Origin of the sequence: Corynebacterium vitaeruminis, assembly GCF_001054325.1 — a bacterium.
In the GTDB taxonomy this organism is placed as follows: domain Bacteria; phylum Actinomycetota; class Actinomycetes; order Mycobacteriales; family Mycobacteriaceae; genus Corynebacterium; species Corynebacterium vitaeruminis_A.
In genome coordinates this window covers 79,410-96,591 of the sequence record NZ_JVVM01000026.1, presented here as the reverse complement: position 1 = coordinate 96,591, position 17,182 = coordinate 79,410, and the positions used below count along the sequence as shown (strand labels likewise).

The following is a 17,182-nucleotide window of genomic DNA, read 5'->3' as shown; positions in this document are numbered from 1 at the left end:
AACTAATGGGTAGACGTGTGTTTTGATGTCTTACCGTTTGACGATTTTTCTCCCTCATCGTGGGTATCAGTCGTCTCAGCCATCTCGTTGGTCTGCTGGTACCACTCGGTCAGCTGCTCCATGCCGGTTTCCACACCGGCAACGGAGCCGACACCTTGGCCCTCGTCGGCACGCTCGACAGCGAGCTCGAAGTCATTGCCGTACTCTTCCAGGCCGCGGATGACGGCATCGCGGACAGCGGTCTTGGCGAAGGTAGTGCGGATAGCTTGCGGGTCAGTCGTGAGATCCTTAACGAATGATACGAGCAACGCAATGATGATCAGCACGAATGGCATTGCCGTCAGAATAGTCAGTGACTGCAGGCCAGACAGTGCGTCTTCGCCGCCGGTGAGAAGCATGACCACGGCGATGCCCATCATGAGAACACCAAAGAAGACTACGACCAGCTTATTCGGTTCCGGATCGCCCTTGGAAGCCATCGTGCCCATCACCACAGATGCCGAGTCAGCAGAGGTAATGAAGAAGATAGCCAGAATCACAACCACCAGGGCAGAGACCACACCACTAAACGGCAGCTCGCCGATCAGGTTGTAAAGCACCTGCTGGGCAGAAGCCGAGCCGTCAAATCCGGGAACATTGTTGCGAGCGAAGTCCATAGCGGTGCCACCAAAGACAGCGAATGCGAGCATCAACACAAACGTCGGCACGATGATGGTGACCAAAATGAACTCACGAATCGTGCGGCCACGGGAAATGCGGGCAATGAACATACCTACAAAGGGAGCCCAGGCAATCCACCAGGCCCAGTAGAACACGGTCCACGCGGCTTGAAAGTCCAGTGTTTCTTGACCCCACGACAGCGAACGCGAAGACATATCCAGGAAGTTGTCCAGGTAGGTCAAAATGCTAGATGGCAGAAGGTTGATCAAAAACAGCGTTGGACCAGTGATGAAGACGAAGAAGATAGCCAAGAAGGTCAGCATGATGTTGGTATTCGACAAGAGTCGAATACCCTTCGACACACCAGAGACCGCCGAGATAATAAAGCCAACGCTCAGCACCAAAATAATCAGCAGCAGCACGGCCATTGACGGTGTGAAGCCAGAAAGCGTTGAGATACCTTCGCCAATCTGCAGTGTGGCAATACCCAGCGAGGCAGCAGTACCAAACAGTGTGGCCACAATCGCCAGAATGTCGATAGTGCGACCGATGGGGCCATCAGTGCGTTTCAAAATTGGCGCGAATAGCGAGGAAATTAAGCTGGCGCGACCGCGTCGGTAGGTCGAATACGCTAAAGCGCCACCCACCAGCGCATACAGTGCCCACGGTGAGAATCCCCAGTGGAAATCGGCCTGGGCAACTGCTCGGTGCAGCGCCTCTTCAGTGTGGGGCTCAACCGTCAGCGGCGGAGGCGAGTGGTAGAACTCCAGCGGTTCAGAGGGGCCGAAGAAGAAGATACCGACACCGATACCGGCAGCGAACATCATTGCTACCCAGGAAAAACGGGAGTATTCAGGTTCCTCGTCGTCCTTGCCCAGCTTGATATTGCCATAGCGGGACATCGCCACACCCAGCATCACAATGATGCAGACAACCAAAATGACGTTGAACAGCCAGCCGAAGTTTTCCAGGCCCCAGGACAGAGCGGCCGAAGAAACCGAGGAAACTGTTTCAGGGCTGGTGACACCCCAAATGACAAAGGCGATAATCAGCACCGCGTTGACGCCGAAAACCAGCTTGTCCAGACCGAATTTGTATTTCAGTTCTTCAACACTGAAACCCGGCACCAGACCTGGGTGCATATTCGCAGGATAGAGGCCGATGGCGCGCTTGGCACGCATACCGCGAGCTTTATCCAGGGTCTCATCAAGAGGGCTTAGATTTTTCTTTTGACGCTGTTTCTTCTCGCCGCTCACGTCGACTCTCCTTTGTTTACTTGTCTCCTTTAGTTAACTCCTTTTCCCGACCAGCTGTCGTATACAAGTAAGCAGTGCGACGTTTAGGGGACTCGGTGAGTCCAGCCCTCCGTGCCGTATTTAGTGTCAATAAGATGCTGCGCCGCAGCGAAGTCCTCGTCGGAAAGCGATGCCTCGGCGGCACCGTAGCGGTTGATGAATGTCTGCTTCATCGTGTCAATAACTTCCACGCGGCTGGCACCGGTCTGGCGACGGAGCGGATCGACGCGCTTCTTCGCACTACGTAGCCCCTTATCCGCAATCTTGGCCTTACCAATGCGCAGGACTTCCATCATTTTGTCAGCGTCGATGTCATAACTCATGGTGACGTGGTGAAGCACTGTTGAGCCACGGCGCTTCTGTGCGGCACCACCAATCTTGCCGCCATCGGAGGTGATGTCATTGATAGGGACATACCACGCATTGACGCCGAGCTGCGCGAGTGCAGCAATGACCCAGCGGTCGAGGAATTCATAGGATTCGACGTAGCTAAGACCAGCAACCAGCTTCTCTGGCACATAGATCGAGTAGGTGACGCAGTTGCCGCCCTCCATGAACATCGCGCCACCGCCGGAGAGACGACGCACCACTTGCACATCGTGCTTCTCTACGCCCTCGGGCTCGAGTTCGTTGACATAAGACTGATATGAACCGATAACGGTGGCACGATCATCCCAATCCCAGAAACGCAGAGTCGGGCCACGCTGCCCGGAATTGACTTGATCAAGAAGGATTTCGTCTAGGGCAACATTCATCACCGTCGGCAGGATACCCGGCTGCAAAACCTCCCACTCCAAATCAGTGAAGTCGACGGCCTGTGTCAGTGCGCGGCGAACGACCTGCGCAATGACGTGGGTATCAAAACCGTGCAGTCGCACCTCGCGACCAGACTGATCCTCAAAATCCTTTAGCGCCGCATCGAGGCGAGCCTGTAGGCGTTCCGTATTGTCCCCGGCAGGCGCACCGAGGAGAGCGTCATTAATAATGTCGTAGGCTTCATCGGGTTCGAGGAAAAAATCGCCCGAAATGCTTATCGACGAAATAGTGTCACCGGTGGTCTCGCAGTCGGCAACAACCAATTTGCCGCCGGGAACCTTCATTTCTGAGTGAAATTTCTGTGCGGGGGTCATGGGTTTCGATGGTACTCGCGCCGGGCGTTACGATGTCCTCCGTGTTTACCTCATCAACCTGCTGGTTCTCACCGCGTTGGGTTGGTCGCTGGCGAGCCGTCGTAAAGCAAGCTTCGGCCTTGCCGGGCTAATCCTGATTCCGGCGATTGCGGCGTTCGGCACCGCCATTTGGAAGATGATGAGCGGTGAGCCGCCCGAGCCACTAACGCTGTCAGTGACTGCGATTATTGCGATGGTCATCAACCTAATCTGCGCGATTTTGCTGATGAACCTACGCAAGGCTGACAGTGCGCTCATGCGTGGCGCGTGGTTGGCGGCGCGTAACGACGTCCTGGCGAACCTGCTCATCCTCGCCGCCGGAGTGGTCACCATTTTCTGGTTCAGCGCATGGCCGGACATCGTTGTTGGGCTTGTCATTGGCGTCATTAACCTGACGGCCGCGAAAGAAGTCTACGAGCAGGCGCGCGCCGAAGACCCCGAGCTAGAGATGGACGATGACGACGACTAGCACTGACTAGTCGTGTGTTCTTACTTCCACATATCCTTCTGCCACTGCGGCTTATGAGCATAAGTGAACTCGTAGTATTCCTTGTTCTTCAGCTCACTGGCTGCGGCCTGATCAATGACAACCGTGGCCCGTGGGTGCAATTGCAATACGGACGCGGGCATAGAAACGCTCAGTGGGCCTTCGATGGAGGCGGCAATAGCGTGCGCCTTTGCGGTGCCGGTGGCCAGTAACAGGAGATGGCCCGCACGTGAAATAGTGCCAAGCCCCTGGGTGACCACGTGGTACGGCACGTCGTCCGCGGAGTCGAAGAACCGGGCGTTATCCAGCACGGTCTGCGGGTGCAGCGTCTTAATGCGGGTCAGAGAACTAAAAGAGCTGGCGGGCTCGTTAAACCCGACATGCCCATTGGTGCCGATGCCGAGCAACTGAATGTCGATGCCACCGGCCTCGATAATCTTGCGTTCGTAGTCCTCGCAGGCTGCGCCGATGTCGTCTGCGAGACCATCGGGAATATGGACACGCGCCGGGTCGACATCCACGTGATCGGAAAACTCATTGTGAATCACGTGGTAGTAGCTCTGCTCATGCTCGATGGGCAGCCCCACATACTCGTCGAGTGCAAAGAAACTGCAGTCCTTGAAAGTGACATCACCAGCCCGATGGCGACGAATCAGTTCCCGATACGTCGCAAGCGGGGTCGATCCTGTCGCTACACCAAGGTTTGCACCCTTATTTGCGTAGTGAGCGAGGTAGTCCGAAGCGATGTTCGCGACTTCGGCCTCAGAATCGACGATGATGATTTCCATGGTGGAACACTCCAGAAAAAGCTAACGCGCGGCAGAAAATGAAAAACGCTCAGGGCAAGGCCGTAGGTGCCGCTGCCCTGAGTGTTTAGTCGTACTGAGTTACTTCACCCAGAAGTTACCGTTCTCATCCTTGTAGATGATGTCGCCGGCGTAAGCAACCTGGGTCTCGTTAACCTGAAGATCAACCAAATCCAGCGTTTCGACGATTGGCTCAATGTAGACACCACCGTTAAACCAAACCTTGAAAGCATCTGCCGAAGTTGAAGAACCGGAGAAACGGTGTGCCTCATACTTGTGCACCGGAGCAAAGGGGCAGCTGATCGCCTGTGCGATAGCAGGAGAGGCAGCAACAGCGCCAAACACAGTAGCGGCGCCGATGGTGATAGCGGCGAGAGAGCGAGAGAACTTCATAGTTAATTCCTTCCCGAGTCGGGGATATGACGGAGTCATGAGGGAAACAGAACCATAAAAATGGGCATCATAGCTATGACAGTGTGACAGCTAATCTATTTCAATTATCCGTCAATCCCACGGCAAATGTAAATCGGTAACCCATTGGTTCATATATTTCGGGGTTATGAAAGCGCCAGACGCCACCTAGCGACACCTGCCAGTTACCGCTACACGCCACCTACCGCCACTCGGCAGTAGCCGGGTCAATACCTTCCTTACGGGCCTGAGCTTCGATCAATTCCAGCAAATAGCCAGCATTGCCACGGTAATACCGGTCAAACCGGGAATCAGCGATATACATGCGAGCCAGCAGAATCTGCTTCTCTCGACCAGCCTCGTAGAAGCGGGTAATAGAGGACAAGTGACGGTCAACTAACGTAGCCGCTTCAGTGGAACCTGGCTCCACGTGGCGCTCGGCAGCGTCGCCAAGCGCATCGGCAAAATCCTTGGCCTCCGCCTCAAGAGCAGCCCAGTCGCTATCCGTCATGTTTTTCTGAGCCTGCTGGGACTGCTCCCACTCGGTGGTGTCACCCCAGCGCTCCTCAGCCTCGGCCTCTAGATTCTGCCAGTCGCGGCCCAAAAGCTCTGCCTTCGTCTTTGCTTCCATCGTGTGTCCTTCCTCAATCAGTTTGTCCAGAGCCTGCACCATGTGGTGCAGGTCAGCGATCTTCTCGGTGAGAACAGTTCGCTGTGCGAGCAAACGATCTTTCCGACTTATCGGGGAGGAATCGCCGTGGATGAAATCCCCGATAGTCTTCAACGGCACACCAGCGGCGCGGTAGACCAGAATCTCCAGCGCGGTGTCGATGTCCTCATCGGTGTAGAGGCGGTAATCGGACCACGTGCGATACTGCGGGCTGAGAAGCCCAATGGTATCCCAGTGTCGCAGCGTGCGCGTGGTAACGCCCAACAGTTCAGCTGCCTCGCCGATGGTGTACTCGTTGTCGTTGTTGCTCACGGGAATCATCTTTCTGTTTGACGCCGCGTCAAGGTCAAGACCCGACGCCGAAAACCGTCGAAGAAGTTAGTTGCGGCAGCCGCAGGTGTGCCGTTCTCGCGACCGTCAATCTGCGAGGCCCGACCGCAAGAGCCGAAGCCGGTTGATTGCCGCCGCAACTTCCTGGAAACGAGGCTCGGCCAGATGACCAGAATTGGTAGACGCAGCTGCCGCGTCGAAGAGCGAATGACAAAAGTTGTCGTACTCGCGCTGGATTAGCTCGGTGAGGTCAGTACGCCCATCGAGCTGCTTTACGACGGCGCCCAGAATCCGGGCAATGGCTTCTGTTTGGGAGGAATCCATCAAATGGCCAACAGCGCGCAGGTCAAGATTGTCCTTGCCCACCTGAATCAACTCCAGGCCACGAGCACGCGGTGGCTTAGGCGGTTTCGCGCCGCGGCCACGACCACCGTGACCACCACGACCACCATGCCCGTGACCACCACGACCACCATGTCCACCACGCCCCTCACCGACAGGGAAGTCCGCCCGCAATAAACGCTCACCAATTTGCGCAAAAGCTGGCGAAGGTGCAGCCGGAGTGGCAGATTCTCGGAGCTCACGGGCGCGCTCGGTGACATCGTAAGGCGTGTACGCATCCATAGCAATCACGGTGTCCGCGACATCGATGAACGCACCAGAACCACCAGCGACGATGACCGTGGAGATCCCGTGGTCCTCCCAGAGCTCGCGGACCCGTGCGACCAGTGGAGTAATCGGCTCGCGGTCATCGGGGATGAGTCGGCGCATACGCTCATCACGAATCATGAAGTTGGTCGCGGAGGTGTCCTCATCGATGAGCAACACGCGCGCACCGGCACCCAGCGCCTCCATCAGACCCGCAGCTTGGGAGGTCGACCCCGACGCGTTCGTCGTGGAAAACCGGGTCGTGTCATCACCGGAGGGAAGACCGTTGATAAACGGCGAGATATCCACACCAGTGATGGCCCGGCCGTCCTCGGCACGTAGCGCAACCGCAGTCTCGTCAGCGACCACAAACTCGCGGCCGTCGCCAGCGACATGGTTATAAACGCCCGTGACCAGAGAGGACAGCAATGTGGACTTGCCGTGGTAGCCACCGCCGACAATCAACGTCACGCCCCGCGGAATGCCCATGCCGTGCACCGTTTTACCCGATGGCAGCTGAAAACTGTGCTGCAACGATTCCGGCGAGGTAAACGCAGTCGCGCCGGGCTTCGGCAGCTGGCTATTGCCCGCCTGACGGGGCAACACCGACCCGTCTGCCACAAACCCAATCAGATCCGCGTCCGCCACCGCACGGCGCAAAAAGAGCTGGTCATACTCCAATTCCACGGCTGCCTCGAGCGCATTGATGGGTGCGTTCACAATGGCGTCGTCAAGCGCGTCCAACAAATCCTCACAGATCAAGCGCGCCGCCTCACGCCCGAGAATGCGTCGACCACGGGCGGGCAGCTGGATTTCCAGGCAGATCTGGAGGGCATCGTCATGCTTATCGACGTCGTGCGCACCTGCACGGAGCTCAGCGACAGCTGTTCGGCGCAAGACCTGCTGCCCCGGAGAATCGATAAACAGCCCGCGGCCATACTTCTTAAAAGCTCGCACGAGGCGGCGATTCAATAAGTCGAGCTCAGCGGTGCTGAACCTGCCCGGTTGTGAGTGGGATGCGCCACGATAGTCCAGCACTGACAGCGGAATGTGGACGCGTGCCCGTGATGCTGGAGCATAAGGGTCGGATTGGACCTTGTCGATAAACAGCGTCGCGTCCAGATCCGGCAGGTCGTGGGAGCCACGAAGAGATTTGTATGCGCCGTAGCTCTTGCCATCGAGGTTGGAGAGACGTCGATAAAGGTCAGCGGGCATATTTCTACTTTCGTTGAGAAGTTGGGTGCTCTTCCCGCGAGTGTAGCGGCAGATGAGACAGCGCGATTCGCTCCTGGAACGGCCTGGGGCAAATGACCGTGTGCGGTAGCGCCGTTGCTGCAGGAAGGTAGCGTGAGAGGCATGACTGATAGCTCGGAAGCTGACAAACCCACGGACGCAGGGAACAACCCAGAGTCGGTGCAAAAACACGCCCGCGCGAATGCCAAGCGCTACGTCTGGGCGAACGGACTACAGAATATCGGCGACCAAATCGTCGCGGCAAAGACGCTGTTGCCATGGCTGCTGCATTCGGCTGGCGCGCCGGGCTTCTTCATCGCCATGCTTGTGCCGGTGCGCGAGTCCGGTTCGATGCTTCCGCAGGCCGCCCTCACGCCTTGGGTGAAATCTCGCCCGCGCCGCACAACCGTCTGGATTGCCGGCGCCTTGGGGCAGGCCATCGCGGCAGCGCTGATTGGTTTGGCTGCGTTGTTCCTGGAAGGTGTCGCACTTGGCGTCGCTGTCATCCTCGCGCTTGCAGGCTTTGCGACGGCACGAGCACTGTGCTCGATGGCCTCCAAGGATGTTCAGGGACGCACGATTCCCAAGGGACAACGCGGCCAGATCAGTGGCCGTGCTGCGATGTTGGGCGGCGTTGCAGCAATTATTGTTGGTGCCGTGTTGTGGATCATCCGCGACAACGTCACCAAACCAATCGTGGCGGGACTCATCTTTGTTGCGGCACTATCATGGGTGGTCGCGGTTTTGATCTTCCGGGGAATCGTCGAGCCCACCAATGAAGGTGGCAAGGAAGAGCCGAATAAAACTTGGTGGCAGGACACCTGGCGGCTCTTTGCAGAGGATAAGAACTTCCGCGACTTTGTGATTGTCCGAAGCCTGTTGTTAGTCACAGCGTTGTCCACGTCGTTCATTGTGACCTTAAGTGCGCAGGTAGGTGCTGATCTGGAAGCCTCTGACGGTAGCGGCGGGGGAGTAAGCGCCAATGTCGGTATCTTCATGCTCGCCGCAGGCTTCGCCTCTTTGGTTGGTGGAAAAGTCGCCGGAATCTGGTCGGATAAATCCTCGAAGAAGGTCCTGACCTACTCTTCGCTGGTCGGTTCTATTGTTCTCTTTTTGTTGGTCGCAAGTGCTCACTGGCTTTCCGCCGGTGCGAACGCTTGGATTTTCCCGCTCGGCTTCTTCGCGATGTCCGTCGTCCACGCAGGTGTTCGTGTGGCTCGTTCGACCTATGTTGTTGACATGGCAGAAGGCGACAAGCGCACCGAGTACGTCGGAGCGGCCAACACCATTATGGGTGTTGTCCTGCTCATCGTCGGTGCGCTATCGGGCGTTATCGCCAGCTTTGGCCCCGCGGCAGCACTGATCTTCCTGGCGTTGATGGGACTGGTTGGCGTCGCTATGTCGAGCAGGTTGAAGGAAGTCTCGGCGCCGCACAAGGTGACGCCTTAGCAGGGCAGTTCTTTAACAAGGCGGTTATTTAGCTAGAAGCGCTAGCTCACACTAACCGCTACAGCCTCATCGTTCTTGCGCCTGACAATGTCAATAACCAGCGCAGTACCAATCACCGCAGCCCGCGTTTCCTCGTTCAAGTTCGGCTCCAAGTGCAGAGCGTACGTGTCCTTGCCGGTAATAGCGCCTTTGAGACCACGGTACTTCCGGTCAATCTTCGCAATCGGGCGTCCCTTGCTGGTCAGTGCGTAATTTTTACCGCGGAAGCCGCCGTCAACATCGACGTCGGAAAGCCCTTTGACGGACAAAGTTAGCCGTGATTTTAGGCTGAATCGTTTGGTCTTGGCTGTGGCGATCTTAGCGCCGTTGGGTGTGAGAACCTTGTATGTGTCGCCGAAAACGTTCGCGGGGTCGGTGAGGGTGAGGAGCTTGTCGCCCTCTTTGCCATCCTCGTCCACATCGAAGATGTCGTACTTGACACCGATGCCCAACATGCGACGACCCAGTGATCCCGCTTGGGAAATTTGGGCAATCTGGGTGCCGTTGTCATCGAAAATGGAGTATTCACTGCGCATAACGTTGCGTGTTTCTTGAATCAGCAGTGTGTCGGTCGTAAGCAGTCGAGGTTTCTGTGTGTTCACGAATTAGCTCCAAACTCGATGACAGTTATTTAGAACTCTACGACCATCTTGCCGGTATTGCCTCCGCTAAACAGCTCGAGGAATGCAGCTGGCATGTTCTCGATACCGTGGCGAGTGGTGACATCGTAGGCGACCTTACCGCTGACGACCAGCGGAGCTATTCGCTCCTGGAATTCACCTGCCAGGTGCAGGTACTTGCCCAAGACGAAGCCGCGCAGCGTAATGCACTTGCCAATCGCCAGAGCCAAGTTACGTGGTCCGGTCGGCGCTCCAGTGTTGTTGTACTGGGAGATTGCGCCACACATAGCGACACGGCCAAAGGTGCGCATCGCGCCGATGGCTGCATCAAGGTGGTCGCCGCCGACGTTATCGAAGTAGAAGTCAATGCCCTCTGGAGCGGCCTTTGCCAGCTGTTCTGCAACCGGGCCATCGTTGTAGTTGAAGGCGGCATCAAAGCCGAGTTCGAGTAGACGCTCAACCTTCTCGTCCGAGCCAGCGGAGCCAATGACACGGGCTGCGCCCATCTGCTTGGCGAACTGACCAGCTTAAAGCGATTGGGAAATCGCAGGTTAAGTCTCCTGTACCCAGGAATCGAGGCGCTCAATTAGAACGTCCAAGTCGTCCAACAGAGGCATGTCGGGCAGTCGTTCGGCGACTACGTTGCGGACACTCCTGTACCACCACAATTGCTGGCTCGGAGTTGAACGAAAGCGTCGCCACAGGGAGTGGCCTTCGCTGTCTAAATCCTCCAGAGTTTGGCTGAGATTGTGGAACTTATCCGCGGCGGCCACGATGATTGACTCCGCGCTGCCACGAGAAAGTTGCTCCAGGTAGGCATCGGCGCGTTCCTGCCAGGAGGGCAGGGAAGAGTTTTTGGTGACGCCCTCGACAATCTCAACCACTCGAAGCCCGAACTCATCTTTCATCTCGGCACGTGAGTAGTTTTCCGGCACGTCTTCCAAAATGTCGTGGAAGAGGGCTGCCAACAGCACGTCTTCGTCGTGAGTCACGCTCGCCGCAATCAACATCACTGACATCGGATGGCTGATATAGGGAACGCCAGAGCCCTTTCGGTAGTGCCCATCGTGCGCGCGGGAAGCAGTTGCGATGCCGCGCATGAGCCTGTCGCTGGGGCGCGCCAAAGCAAAGGTGTCAGCGTTTTCCATGGGTATTCCGACCTTTCGTTGATGCTTGAAAAATAGCAGCGTCTAAGCTTGAACATCATGAACGTCGCAGAAGTAGATCCGCTCATCGAGTCGATGTACCGGTGGTCCGATGTCAGCGGTGTCCTGCTCATGGGCATCATCGGTGGCACCATCGCCCGGCAACGAGGCTACGACATCATAGGGTTCTTCTTTATTGCGCTGTTCTCCGCACTGGGTGGCGGCATGATTCGCGATGTTCTGATTAACCAGGGCACCGTCGCCGCAATGAGCCAGCCGGAGTACCTAATCCTGGCATTCACCGGTGCACTTATCGCGCGATTTTTCTATTTCAAAGGTAAGACCTGGGAATACGTTCAGGTCCACGGTGACGCTGTGGTCTCGGGGCTCTGGGCCGCTACGGGAACGGTTAAAGGAGTCACGTATGGCTTGCCCATTCTGCCGTGCATCATGATGGGCGTTTTCACCGCCACTGGCGGTTCCATGATTCGTGACATTGTTACTGGGCGGGTACCCGCTGTTTTCGGCGGCAACCAGCCCACGGTCATCCCCGCCGTGGCTTGCGCAATTATTGTCATCGGAGGCCACCATCTGGGATTTATGGCCGTGTCCATGGTCGTCGGTCCCGTCGTCAGCATTCTGCTTTCGCTGCTGGGGTACTGGGGCAATTGGCGCGTATCGGCACGCTCTGAGTGGGCACCATTGAACGACACCGCGTCGCAGATTGCGGTCCTCGCTCGTCGTGCAGAGGGCAAGAGCCGTGAGGTCGGTCGACGCTTCGAGCCCGCGCGCCTGCGCAGTTGGCGCCACCGCCAGATGGAAAAGGCGCTGCAGCGTCGTATTCAGGCTGAGGTCGATAGGGGAGTATCGCGTTCCGACGCAGAGGCCAACGCGGAGGAATTCCTGGAGGAGTTCAATGCGGACTTCCCAGCGGATCTGGAAGTTCCGTCGGCACAACAGGAGACAGAGCAGGACGAAAGCGATGAATCTGATTTCGGTGTGGACCTATCCGGCGATTCCTATGACGATTACGGGGAAGATACTGCGCTGCGGCAGCGGGAATACCGGGAGATGTTGGATCAAATTCTTGCTGACGATGAGGCGACCGATTTGCTCGTCGCAAAGCTGATGAAGAAATACGACCAGCGGGATTAGAGGATCGGTAGAGACATGGCATCGACGAGTACTGCAAGCAGGCATTTTGGGCACATTATTAAGGAACACACCCTTGAGGTTCCCTGGGATCCTTTTGCCGGGGCTGCGGATGCTGCGACATTTGAGCTCTTCGCAAGGGAGATCTATGCGCCAGGAAATGAGGACGCGCCGGCAGTTGTCTATTTGCAGGGAGGTCCAGGCTTCCCGGCACCGCGTCCGGTGGGAACTAGCGGAGTAATTGGTGAGGCGCTGAAGGAATTCCGCGTGATTCTTTTGGATCAACGTGGCACGGGGCGCTCGCATCGAATTGATGCGGCCAATATTGCGGATATTCCCGCCGCGCGGTTTGCGCAATTGCGTCAGGAATACATTGTCGAAGATGCGGAAGCATTGCGAAAGCATTTGGGCATTGCGAGATGGTCACTGTATGGGCAGTCCTTTGGTGGTTTTTGCATTACTTCATATCTCAGCCGCTATCCGGAATCCGTGGAGCACGCTTACCTCACAGGTGGTTTGCCCGTTCTGGACCGTGGCGCTGATGACCTTTATCGCACGACATATGGGAAGCTGCGCACCCGCCACGAGCGCTTTTATAGCGAGTATCCATGGGCCGAAAACCGCATTCGAGAAATCTGTGCGCACCTGGAGCAATCTGCAGAAACTCTCCCCACTGGTGAGCGTCTGAGTTCTCGCCGATTCCGCACCATCGGAATTGAATTAGGCCGCGGAGATGGATTCCATAATCTGGCGTATTTGTTGGAAGAGCCATTCCACATTCGCAATGGCGAAAAGCAATTGCGCATTGATTTCCTAGCCGATGTCGGATCCCGCGTGAGTTTCGCCGACGGTCCGCTATACGCCGCGATTCACGAATCTATTTATGGTGGCGTCGGGGACCACTCCACAACTAATTGGGCAGCTCACCGCATGCGCGAGGAAATTCCAGGTTTCGAAGAAAATGCCAATCCCGCAGGAGACGAGCCGTTTTACCTCACCGGCGAGCACATTTTCCCCTGGCAATTCGACGAAGACCCCGCGCTTATTCCTTTCAAGGAAAAGGCGGAAGCATTGGCGCAGCACACCTGGGAAAACTCGCCGTATGATTCCGCGCGCTTGCTTGCCGACGCTCCGACCTCGGCAGCCGCGATTTATCTCGACGACATTTTCGTACCATTCGAATACTCGATGGAGACAGCCAACAGCTACCGCGACCTGCGGCCACATGTGACCAATGCATTCCAGCATGACGGTATTCGCCACGATGGCGCGGCAATCTTTGCGCGGCTCCGCGAGCTCGTCGAGGATCACTAGGCGAGTATCCGAGTGCTGCGGAAGACCTGCGCGGAGAGCTAGATCGAGCCTAGACCTCGGCGCGCGCAAGTCGAGCAAAGGCACCGTCGGCGCTTAAGAGGTTGTCGTAAGTGCCGCGCTCGACGAGCTGGCCGTTTTCAATGACTAGGATGTCGTCGGCTTGAGCCAGCGTCTGAAGTCGGTGTGCGATGAAGATGCAGGTCGCTCCACATGTTCGGGCATTATCCACGATACGGGCCTGCGTCAGTGGATCCTGGTGGCTGGTGGCTTCGTCGAAAATGACAATCTTTCCGGTGAGGTGTGCGGTGGGTGCATGGGGCACGGAACCGTCGGCAAGTACCGCGCGTAAGTAGGTGCGAGCCAGCGCTAGTCGTTGACGCTGACCACCGCTAAGCCGCTGTGCGCGGCGGCCAATGGGCCTGTCCAGCGGCAGCTCAGCAGGGTCGATGGCGGCGAGTTCGAGTGCCCAGCGCATCAGTGATTCGGGAACCTCGCAGCCATCAGGTGAGCCGAGACACAAATTCTCGGCGACGGTGGCCTCCATGAGAAAGGGATTCTGATCTGCGACAACAACAGCTCGGCAGACATTGGTTGAGCCGAGGCCACGGGCATTGTGGCCGTTGATGATGACTTCGCCGGAATCCGGATCGACATGCCGTTGGATTAGCCGGGCGAGTGTGGACTTGCCCGAACCGGTTGGGCCGACGACGCCGATGAACTGCCCTGTGGCAATGCGCACGTTGATGTTGGTCAGCGCCGGGCTGTCGGCGCCAGGGTAGTGGTAGCTGACATCGCGCAGTTCAAGGGCAGGGGCTGAGTCGGTGGATTCGGACAAGCACGTCTCCGCACCTGGTGCATTCGGTGACTCCAGCGGCTTCGGCAAGCCCAGCGATTCCGGCTGATCCGGCTCTTCCACGGTCGGCGGCTGCGCGGCCAGCTCCCTAATCCGAGTGACTGCATTGAGTCCCGCTGGTAGAGACGATGCCAGGCGCTCAATCGAATCCATAGATGAAGCAGTTCCCGCCACCAGGGATGTCGTCACCAAAACTGCGGGCAGCATGCGGTAATCGGCTGAAAGCGCCGGGATACCAGCACAAAAGACAGCGATGCTGCCGCCCCAAATCCGAAGCCCAGTCGCACCAGAGCGCAGTCCAGCCCGCTTGCCGCCTGCACGCATCTTCTGCGCAAGCTGCTCGTCGAGCTCACGCAGTCCCCGCAGCCGCTGCTCGGCTGCGCCGTAGATGAGGATTTCCTCCCGAAGTCGCAGTGTATCGGCGATATACTGCGCAATCTCCGTGCGTGTGGAGTTCGTTGCGGAGGCCTCCGTCGTCGCCTTCTTAGAGCCTGCGAGCGCAATCACAAAGCCAACCGCAAAGGTCAGTGCCAGAGCAATCGTAGGCAGTGCTCCGGCAGTCAATGACGCTGTCACGACCGCTAGCAGCGGAATAAGTACGGCCGTCACCGCGGGCGCAATTGTGTGCGCAAAGAAGACTTCCACACGGTCAACATCACGAATCGCAATCGTGTGAATCCTGGCAGTACCCAGCCCATCGGTTATCGCGGGCGCCTGCGGGATAAGGCGCTCGACGATCCACAGTCGCAGCTCGCCGAGCAGCCGAAATGCCGCCAAATGTCCGAGGTACTGCTCGACATACCGCAGAATCGCTTTCAGCAGCGCCAGCCCCGCAACCACGCCAATGACCGCCCAGGTCCACGTCATGCCCATGCTTTGCGACGAGCCGGTTGCGTCCCACTTCGACAGCGCAATTGTGGCAATTGCCCAGGCAGGCACGGCCAGCATTAATGCGCCCAGTATGTGCCCAACCACGCGTGCGAGGATAGATGCGCTGAGCGCCCCGCGAGCCTGTGCGGAAAAGCGCAGCAACCAAATGATGTTGTTCATGTCAGCTCTCCTCGGTCAGCGCCCGTGCGTAATACTCATTGCTTGTGCTCAATTCGTCGGGTTTGCCCGTAGCCACAATCCGGCCTTCAGCGACGACAATGACCAGGTCAACGTCCGATAGTGCTTCCATTCGGTGAGCGACCATAATGCTCGTGCGACCTGAAGCGAGGCGGGTCAAGGACTCCTTGATGAGACCTTCCGTCCGACGATCGATGTCCGCTGTCGGCTCGTCGAGAAGCACAATCGGAGCAGTACCGAGCAGACCACGCGCAATGGCTAGGCGGCGTCGTTGCCCGCCCGAGAGCCAATTGCCCTGATCGCCGACCTCCGAATCGAGACCACCAGGGCGCTGTTCGATTTCGGTGAGTAAGTGCACGTCGCGAAGTGCTTTTCGCATATCGACGGCCGTTGCGTCCGGGCATGCGATGCGAAGATTGTCCGCGACGGTGGTGCCGAAAATGGCTGGTTGCTGTGAGATGAGTAGCGAGTTGGCGAGCAACTCCGGGGTTGAAAGCGCGTGGCCGTCGAGGGACACTTCCCCGGAATGTGGCTGCAGTCCTGCGAGTACACGCAGGAGTGTGCTTTTTCCGGAACCGCTGGGGCCAACGATGCCGACTCTGATGCCGACTGGAATTATCAGGTTGATATCGGAGAGAATGCGCTTTTCACCGATGTCAACGCTCACATCGCGGAGGGAAATCTCCGGTGCGTGCTGTACGTGCGGTGCTTGCGGCGCGGAGGCATCGGTGGAATGCGCTGTTGCGGCTGTGGACGCTTCAGCTGGAGGTTCACCGAACATCTCCACAATTCCATTTCGATGGGTGCGTCCACCGAGTCCGATGTAGAAGGTCCGGCCGACACGATTAACGGGCTCGTAGAGCAGAACGGAGAGAAAAATACCTGCGAGAGCAGTGCCTACGCTGATGGTGCCGACCTGTAAACGCAGCAGGACAAGGCCGATTGCTGTAGTCGACATTGCAATTCCAAAAACCGCATCGTTGACAATAATCATCAGCTGATTGCGGGCGAGCAGGGCAGTGAGCTCAGCCATCGCAGTGCGAGTTTGGCTGGCAAAACGTGCCATGACCCGGTCAATTGCTCCAAGAACTTTGAATGTGCCCAGTCCTTCGAGCATTTCCAAATACGCATGTGTGGCCTTCGCTTGCTTTCGGCGATACGTCGCATTGGATTTCCGCAGGATTTTTCCAGCACCAATAATGATCAACGGCGTGGAAATGAAAAATAGTGCCAGCCACAAGGCGGTTTTCGTATCCACCCACAAAGCCCAGACCACCAAAATGATCAGTGGAGCACTAAACGAGGCCAACGTGGGAGCGAGAAATGTCGCTCGGTAATTCGCGGTCTGTTCGACGCTTGTGGTCGCGGCATCGAAAAGTAGTCCCTCGCCAGTGTTAGAGGCGCTTTGATCTGCGTGACCGGATTTCCCGCCACCGTGCCCTTTTCCATGCGAGCGCTTCGGGGCCTGTTCAGGAGCAGAAAACTCCGGCTTCAGCACACTGCCAACCACATGCCAGCGCCACAGCTTTTCCTGCTCACCAGCTAGCCGTGGTGGCAGGGCCTCGGTGACATAAGCACAGAGGCTTCCCAGAATGACCGCCACAATTGCAGCGGCCAAAGATTCATAAAGCCCCCAATCCCCAAACCAATTGCCGCCACTGGTGTCGGTGACACCGCCGTGCAAACTGCTGAGAGCATCGAGTGAGCACCCAAGGAACACGGCACTGAGAGCGAAGAAAAAGCTACGTCCCCAGCTAGATAACAAAACCCAGTGCATTCCGCGGGGAGGCGAAGTCAGTGCTTCATGAATCCACATAGCGACGTGAAAACCTA

Annotated in this window: 14 protein-coding genes and 1 pseudogene; 4 read left to right on the top strand and 11 right to left on the bottom strand. The window is 57.3% G+C overall.

Annotated elements, in window-relative coordinates:
• Positions 1-2: 2 nt before the first annotated feature.
• Together ADA16_RS09215 and ADA16_RS09210 are read right to left on the bottom strand one after the other, a co-directional pair.
• On the bottom strand, positions 3-1,841 hold the full coding sequence (locus tag ADA16_RS09215) for a BCCT family transporter (RefSeq protein WP_048761372.1): 1,839 nt from the start codon (positions 1,839-1,841) through the stop codon (positions 3-5).
• A gap of 158 nt (positions 1,842-1,999) precedes the next feature.
• On the bottom strand, positions 2,000-3,085 hold the full coding sequence (locus ADA16_RS09210) for a lipoate--protein ligase family protein (protein WP_048761207.1): 1,086 nt from the start codon (positions 3,083-3,085) through the stop codon (positions 2,000-2,002).
• Here ADA16_RS09210 and ADA16_RS09205 point away from each other — a divergent pair.
• Positions 3,084-3,593 carry a cation transporter gene (locus ADA16_RS09205; RefSeq protein ID WP_082150693.1) on the top strand — a complete coding sequence of 170 codons (510 nt, stop codon included), beginning with the start codon at positions 3,084-3,086 and terminating at the stop codon, positions 3,591-3,593. The genes ADA16_RS09210 and ADA16_RS09205 overlap by 2 nt on opposite strands.
• 20 nt (positions 3,594-3,613) lie before the next feature.
• Here the strand turns inward: ADA16_RS09205 and nagB are convergent, their stop codons facing one another.
• The 4 genes from nagB to ADA16_RS09185 form a co-directional block, all read right to left on the bottom strand.
• A complete protein-coding gene (nagB, locus tag ADA16_RS09200; protein ID WP_048761204.1) occupies positions 3,614-4,399 on the bottom strand; it encodes a glucosamine-6-phosphate deaminase in 786 nt (261 codons plus the stop codon).
• Between the two features lie 99 nt (positions 4,400-4,498).
• On the bottom strand, positions 4,499-4,810 hold the full coding sequence (locus ADA16_RS09195) for a hypothetical protein (RefSeq protein ID WP_048761199.1): 312 nt from the start codon (positions 4,808-4,810) through the stop codon (positions 4,499-4,501).
• A 220-nt stretch (positions 4,811-5,030) separates the two neighbouring features.
• Positions 5,031-5,819 carry a MerR family transcriptional regulator gene (locus ADA16_RS09190; RefSeq protein ID WP_048761197.1) on the bottom strand — a complete coding sequence of 263 codons (789 nt, stop codon included), beginning with the start codon at positions 5,817-5,819 and terminating at the stop codon, positions 5,031-5,033.
• A 96-nt stretch (positions 5,820-5,915) separates the two neighbouring features.
• Positions 5,916-7,691, bottom strand: coding sequence for an ABC-ATPase domain-containing protein (locus ADA16_RS09185; RefSeq protein ID WP_048761194.1), 1,776 nt, complete (start codon positions 7,689-7,691; stop codon positions 5,916-5,918).
• Between the two features lie 141 nt (positions 7,692-7,832).
• Here ADA16_RS09185 and ADA16_RS09180 point away from each other — a divergent pair, with 141 nt between their 5' ends.
• Complete coding sequence (locus ADA16_RS09180; RefSeq protein WP_239659425.1) at positions 7,833-9,158, top strand: MFS transporter; 1,326 nt, start codon at positions 7,833-7,835, stop codon at positions 9,156-9,158.
• A gap of 41 nt (positions 9,159-9,199) precedes the next feature.
• Here ADA16_RS09180 and ADA16_RS09175 read toward each other — a convergent pair whose 3' ends face one another.
• The 3 genes and pseudogenes from ADA16_RS09175 to ADA16_RS09165 form a co-directional block, all read right to left on the bottom strand.
• On the bottom strand, positions 9,200-9,799 hold the full coding sequence (locus tag ADA16_RS09175; protein WP_048761192.1) for an LURP-one-related/scramblase family protein: 600 nt from the start codon (positions 9,797-9,799) through the stop codon (positions 9,200-9,202).
• 29 nt (positions 9,800-9,828) lie between these two features.
• Positions 9,829-10,344 (bottom strand): annotated as a pseudogene (locus ADA16_RS09170) (zinc-binding dehydrogenase); the annotation flags it as partial.
• Positions 10,345-10,368: 24 nt separating this feature from the next.
• Positions 10,369-10,965: an HD domain-containing protein gene (locus tag ADA16_RS09165; RefSeq protein WP_048761190.1), complete on the bottom strand. Its 597-nt coding sequence runs from the start codon at positions 10,963-10,965 to the stop codon at positions 10,369-10,371.
• A gap of 57 nt (positions 10,966-11,022) precedes the next feature.
• On the opposite strand from ADA16_RS09165, the gene ADA16_RS09160 reads away from it, so the two are divergent.
• Positions 11,023-12,117 carry a trimeric intracellular cation channel family protein gene (locus ADA16_RS09160; RefSeq protein ID WP_048761187.1) on the top strand — a complete coding sequence of 365 codons (1,095 nt, stop codon included), beginning with the start codon at positions 11,023-11,025 and terminating at the stop codon, positions 12,115-12,117.
• Between the two features lie 15 nt (positions 12,118-12,132).
• The gene (locus tag ADA16_RS09155) at positions 12,133-13,428 is read left to right on the top strand and encodes an alpha/beta fold hydrolase (RefSeq protein ID WP_048761186.1); all 1,296 of its coding nucleotides are present in this window, start codon (positions 12,133-12,135) and stop codon (positions 13,426-13,428) included.
• A gap of 49 nt (positions 13,429-13,477) precedes the next feature.
• On the opposite strand, the gene ADA16_RS09150 is transcribed toward ADA16_RS09155, so the two are convergent.
• Entirely contained in the window at positions 13,478-15,331 is a 1,854-nt protein-coding gene (locus ADA16_RS09150; RefSeq protein WP_048761182.1) for an amino acid ABC transporter ATP-binding/permease protein, read from the bottom strand.
• A gap of 1 nt (position 15,332) precedes the next feature.
• Positions 15,333-17,165 carry an ABC transporter ATP-binding protein gene (locus ADA16_RS09145; protein WP_048761179.1) on the bottom strand — a complete coding sequence of 611 codons (1,833 nt, stop codon included), beginning with the start codon at positions 17,163-17,165 and terminating at the stop codon, positions 15,333-15,335.
• Positions 17,166-17,182 lie beyond the last annotated feature (17 nt).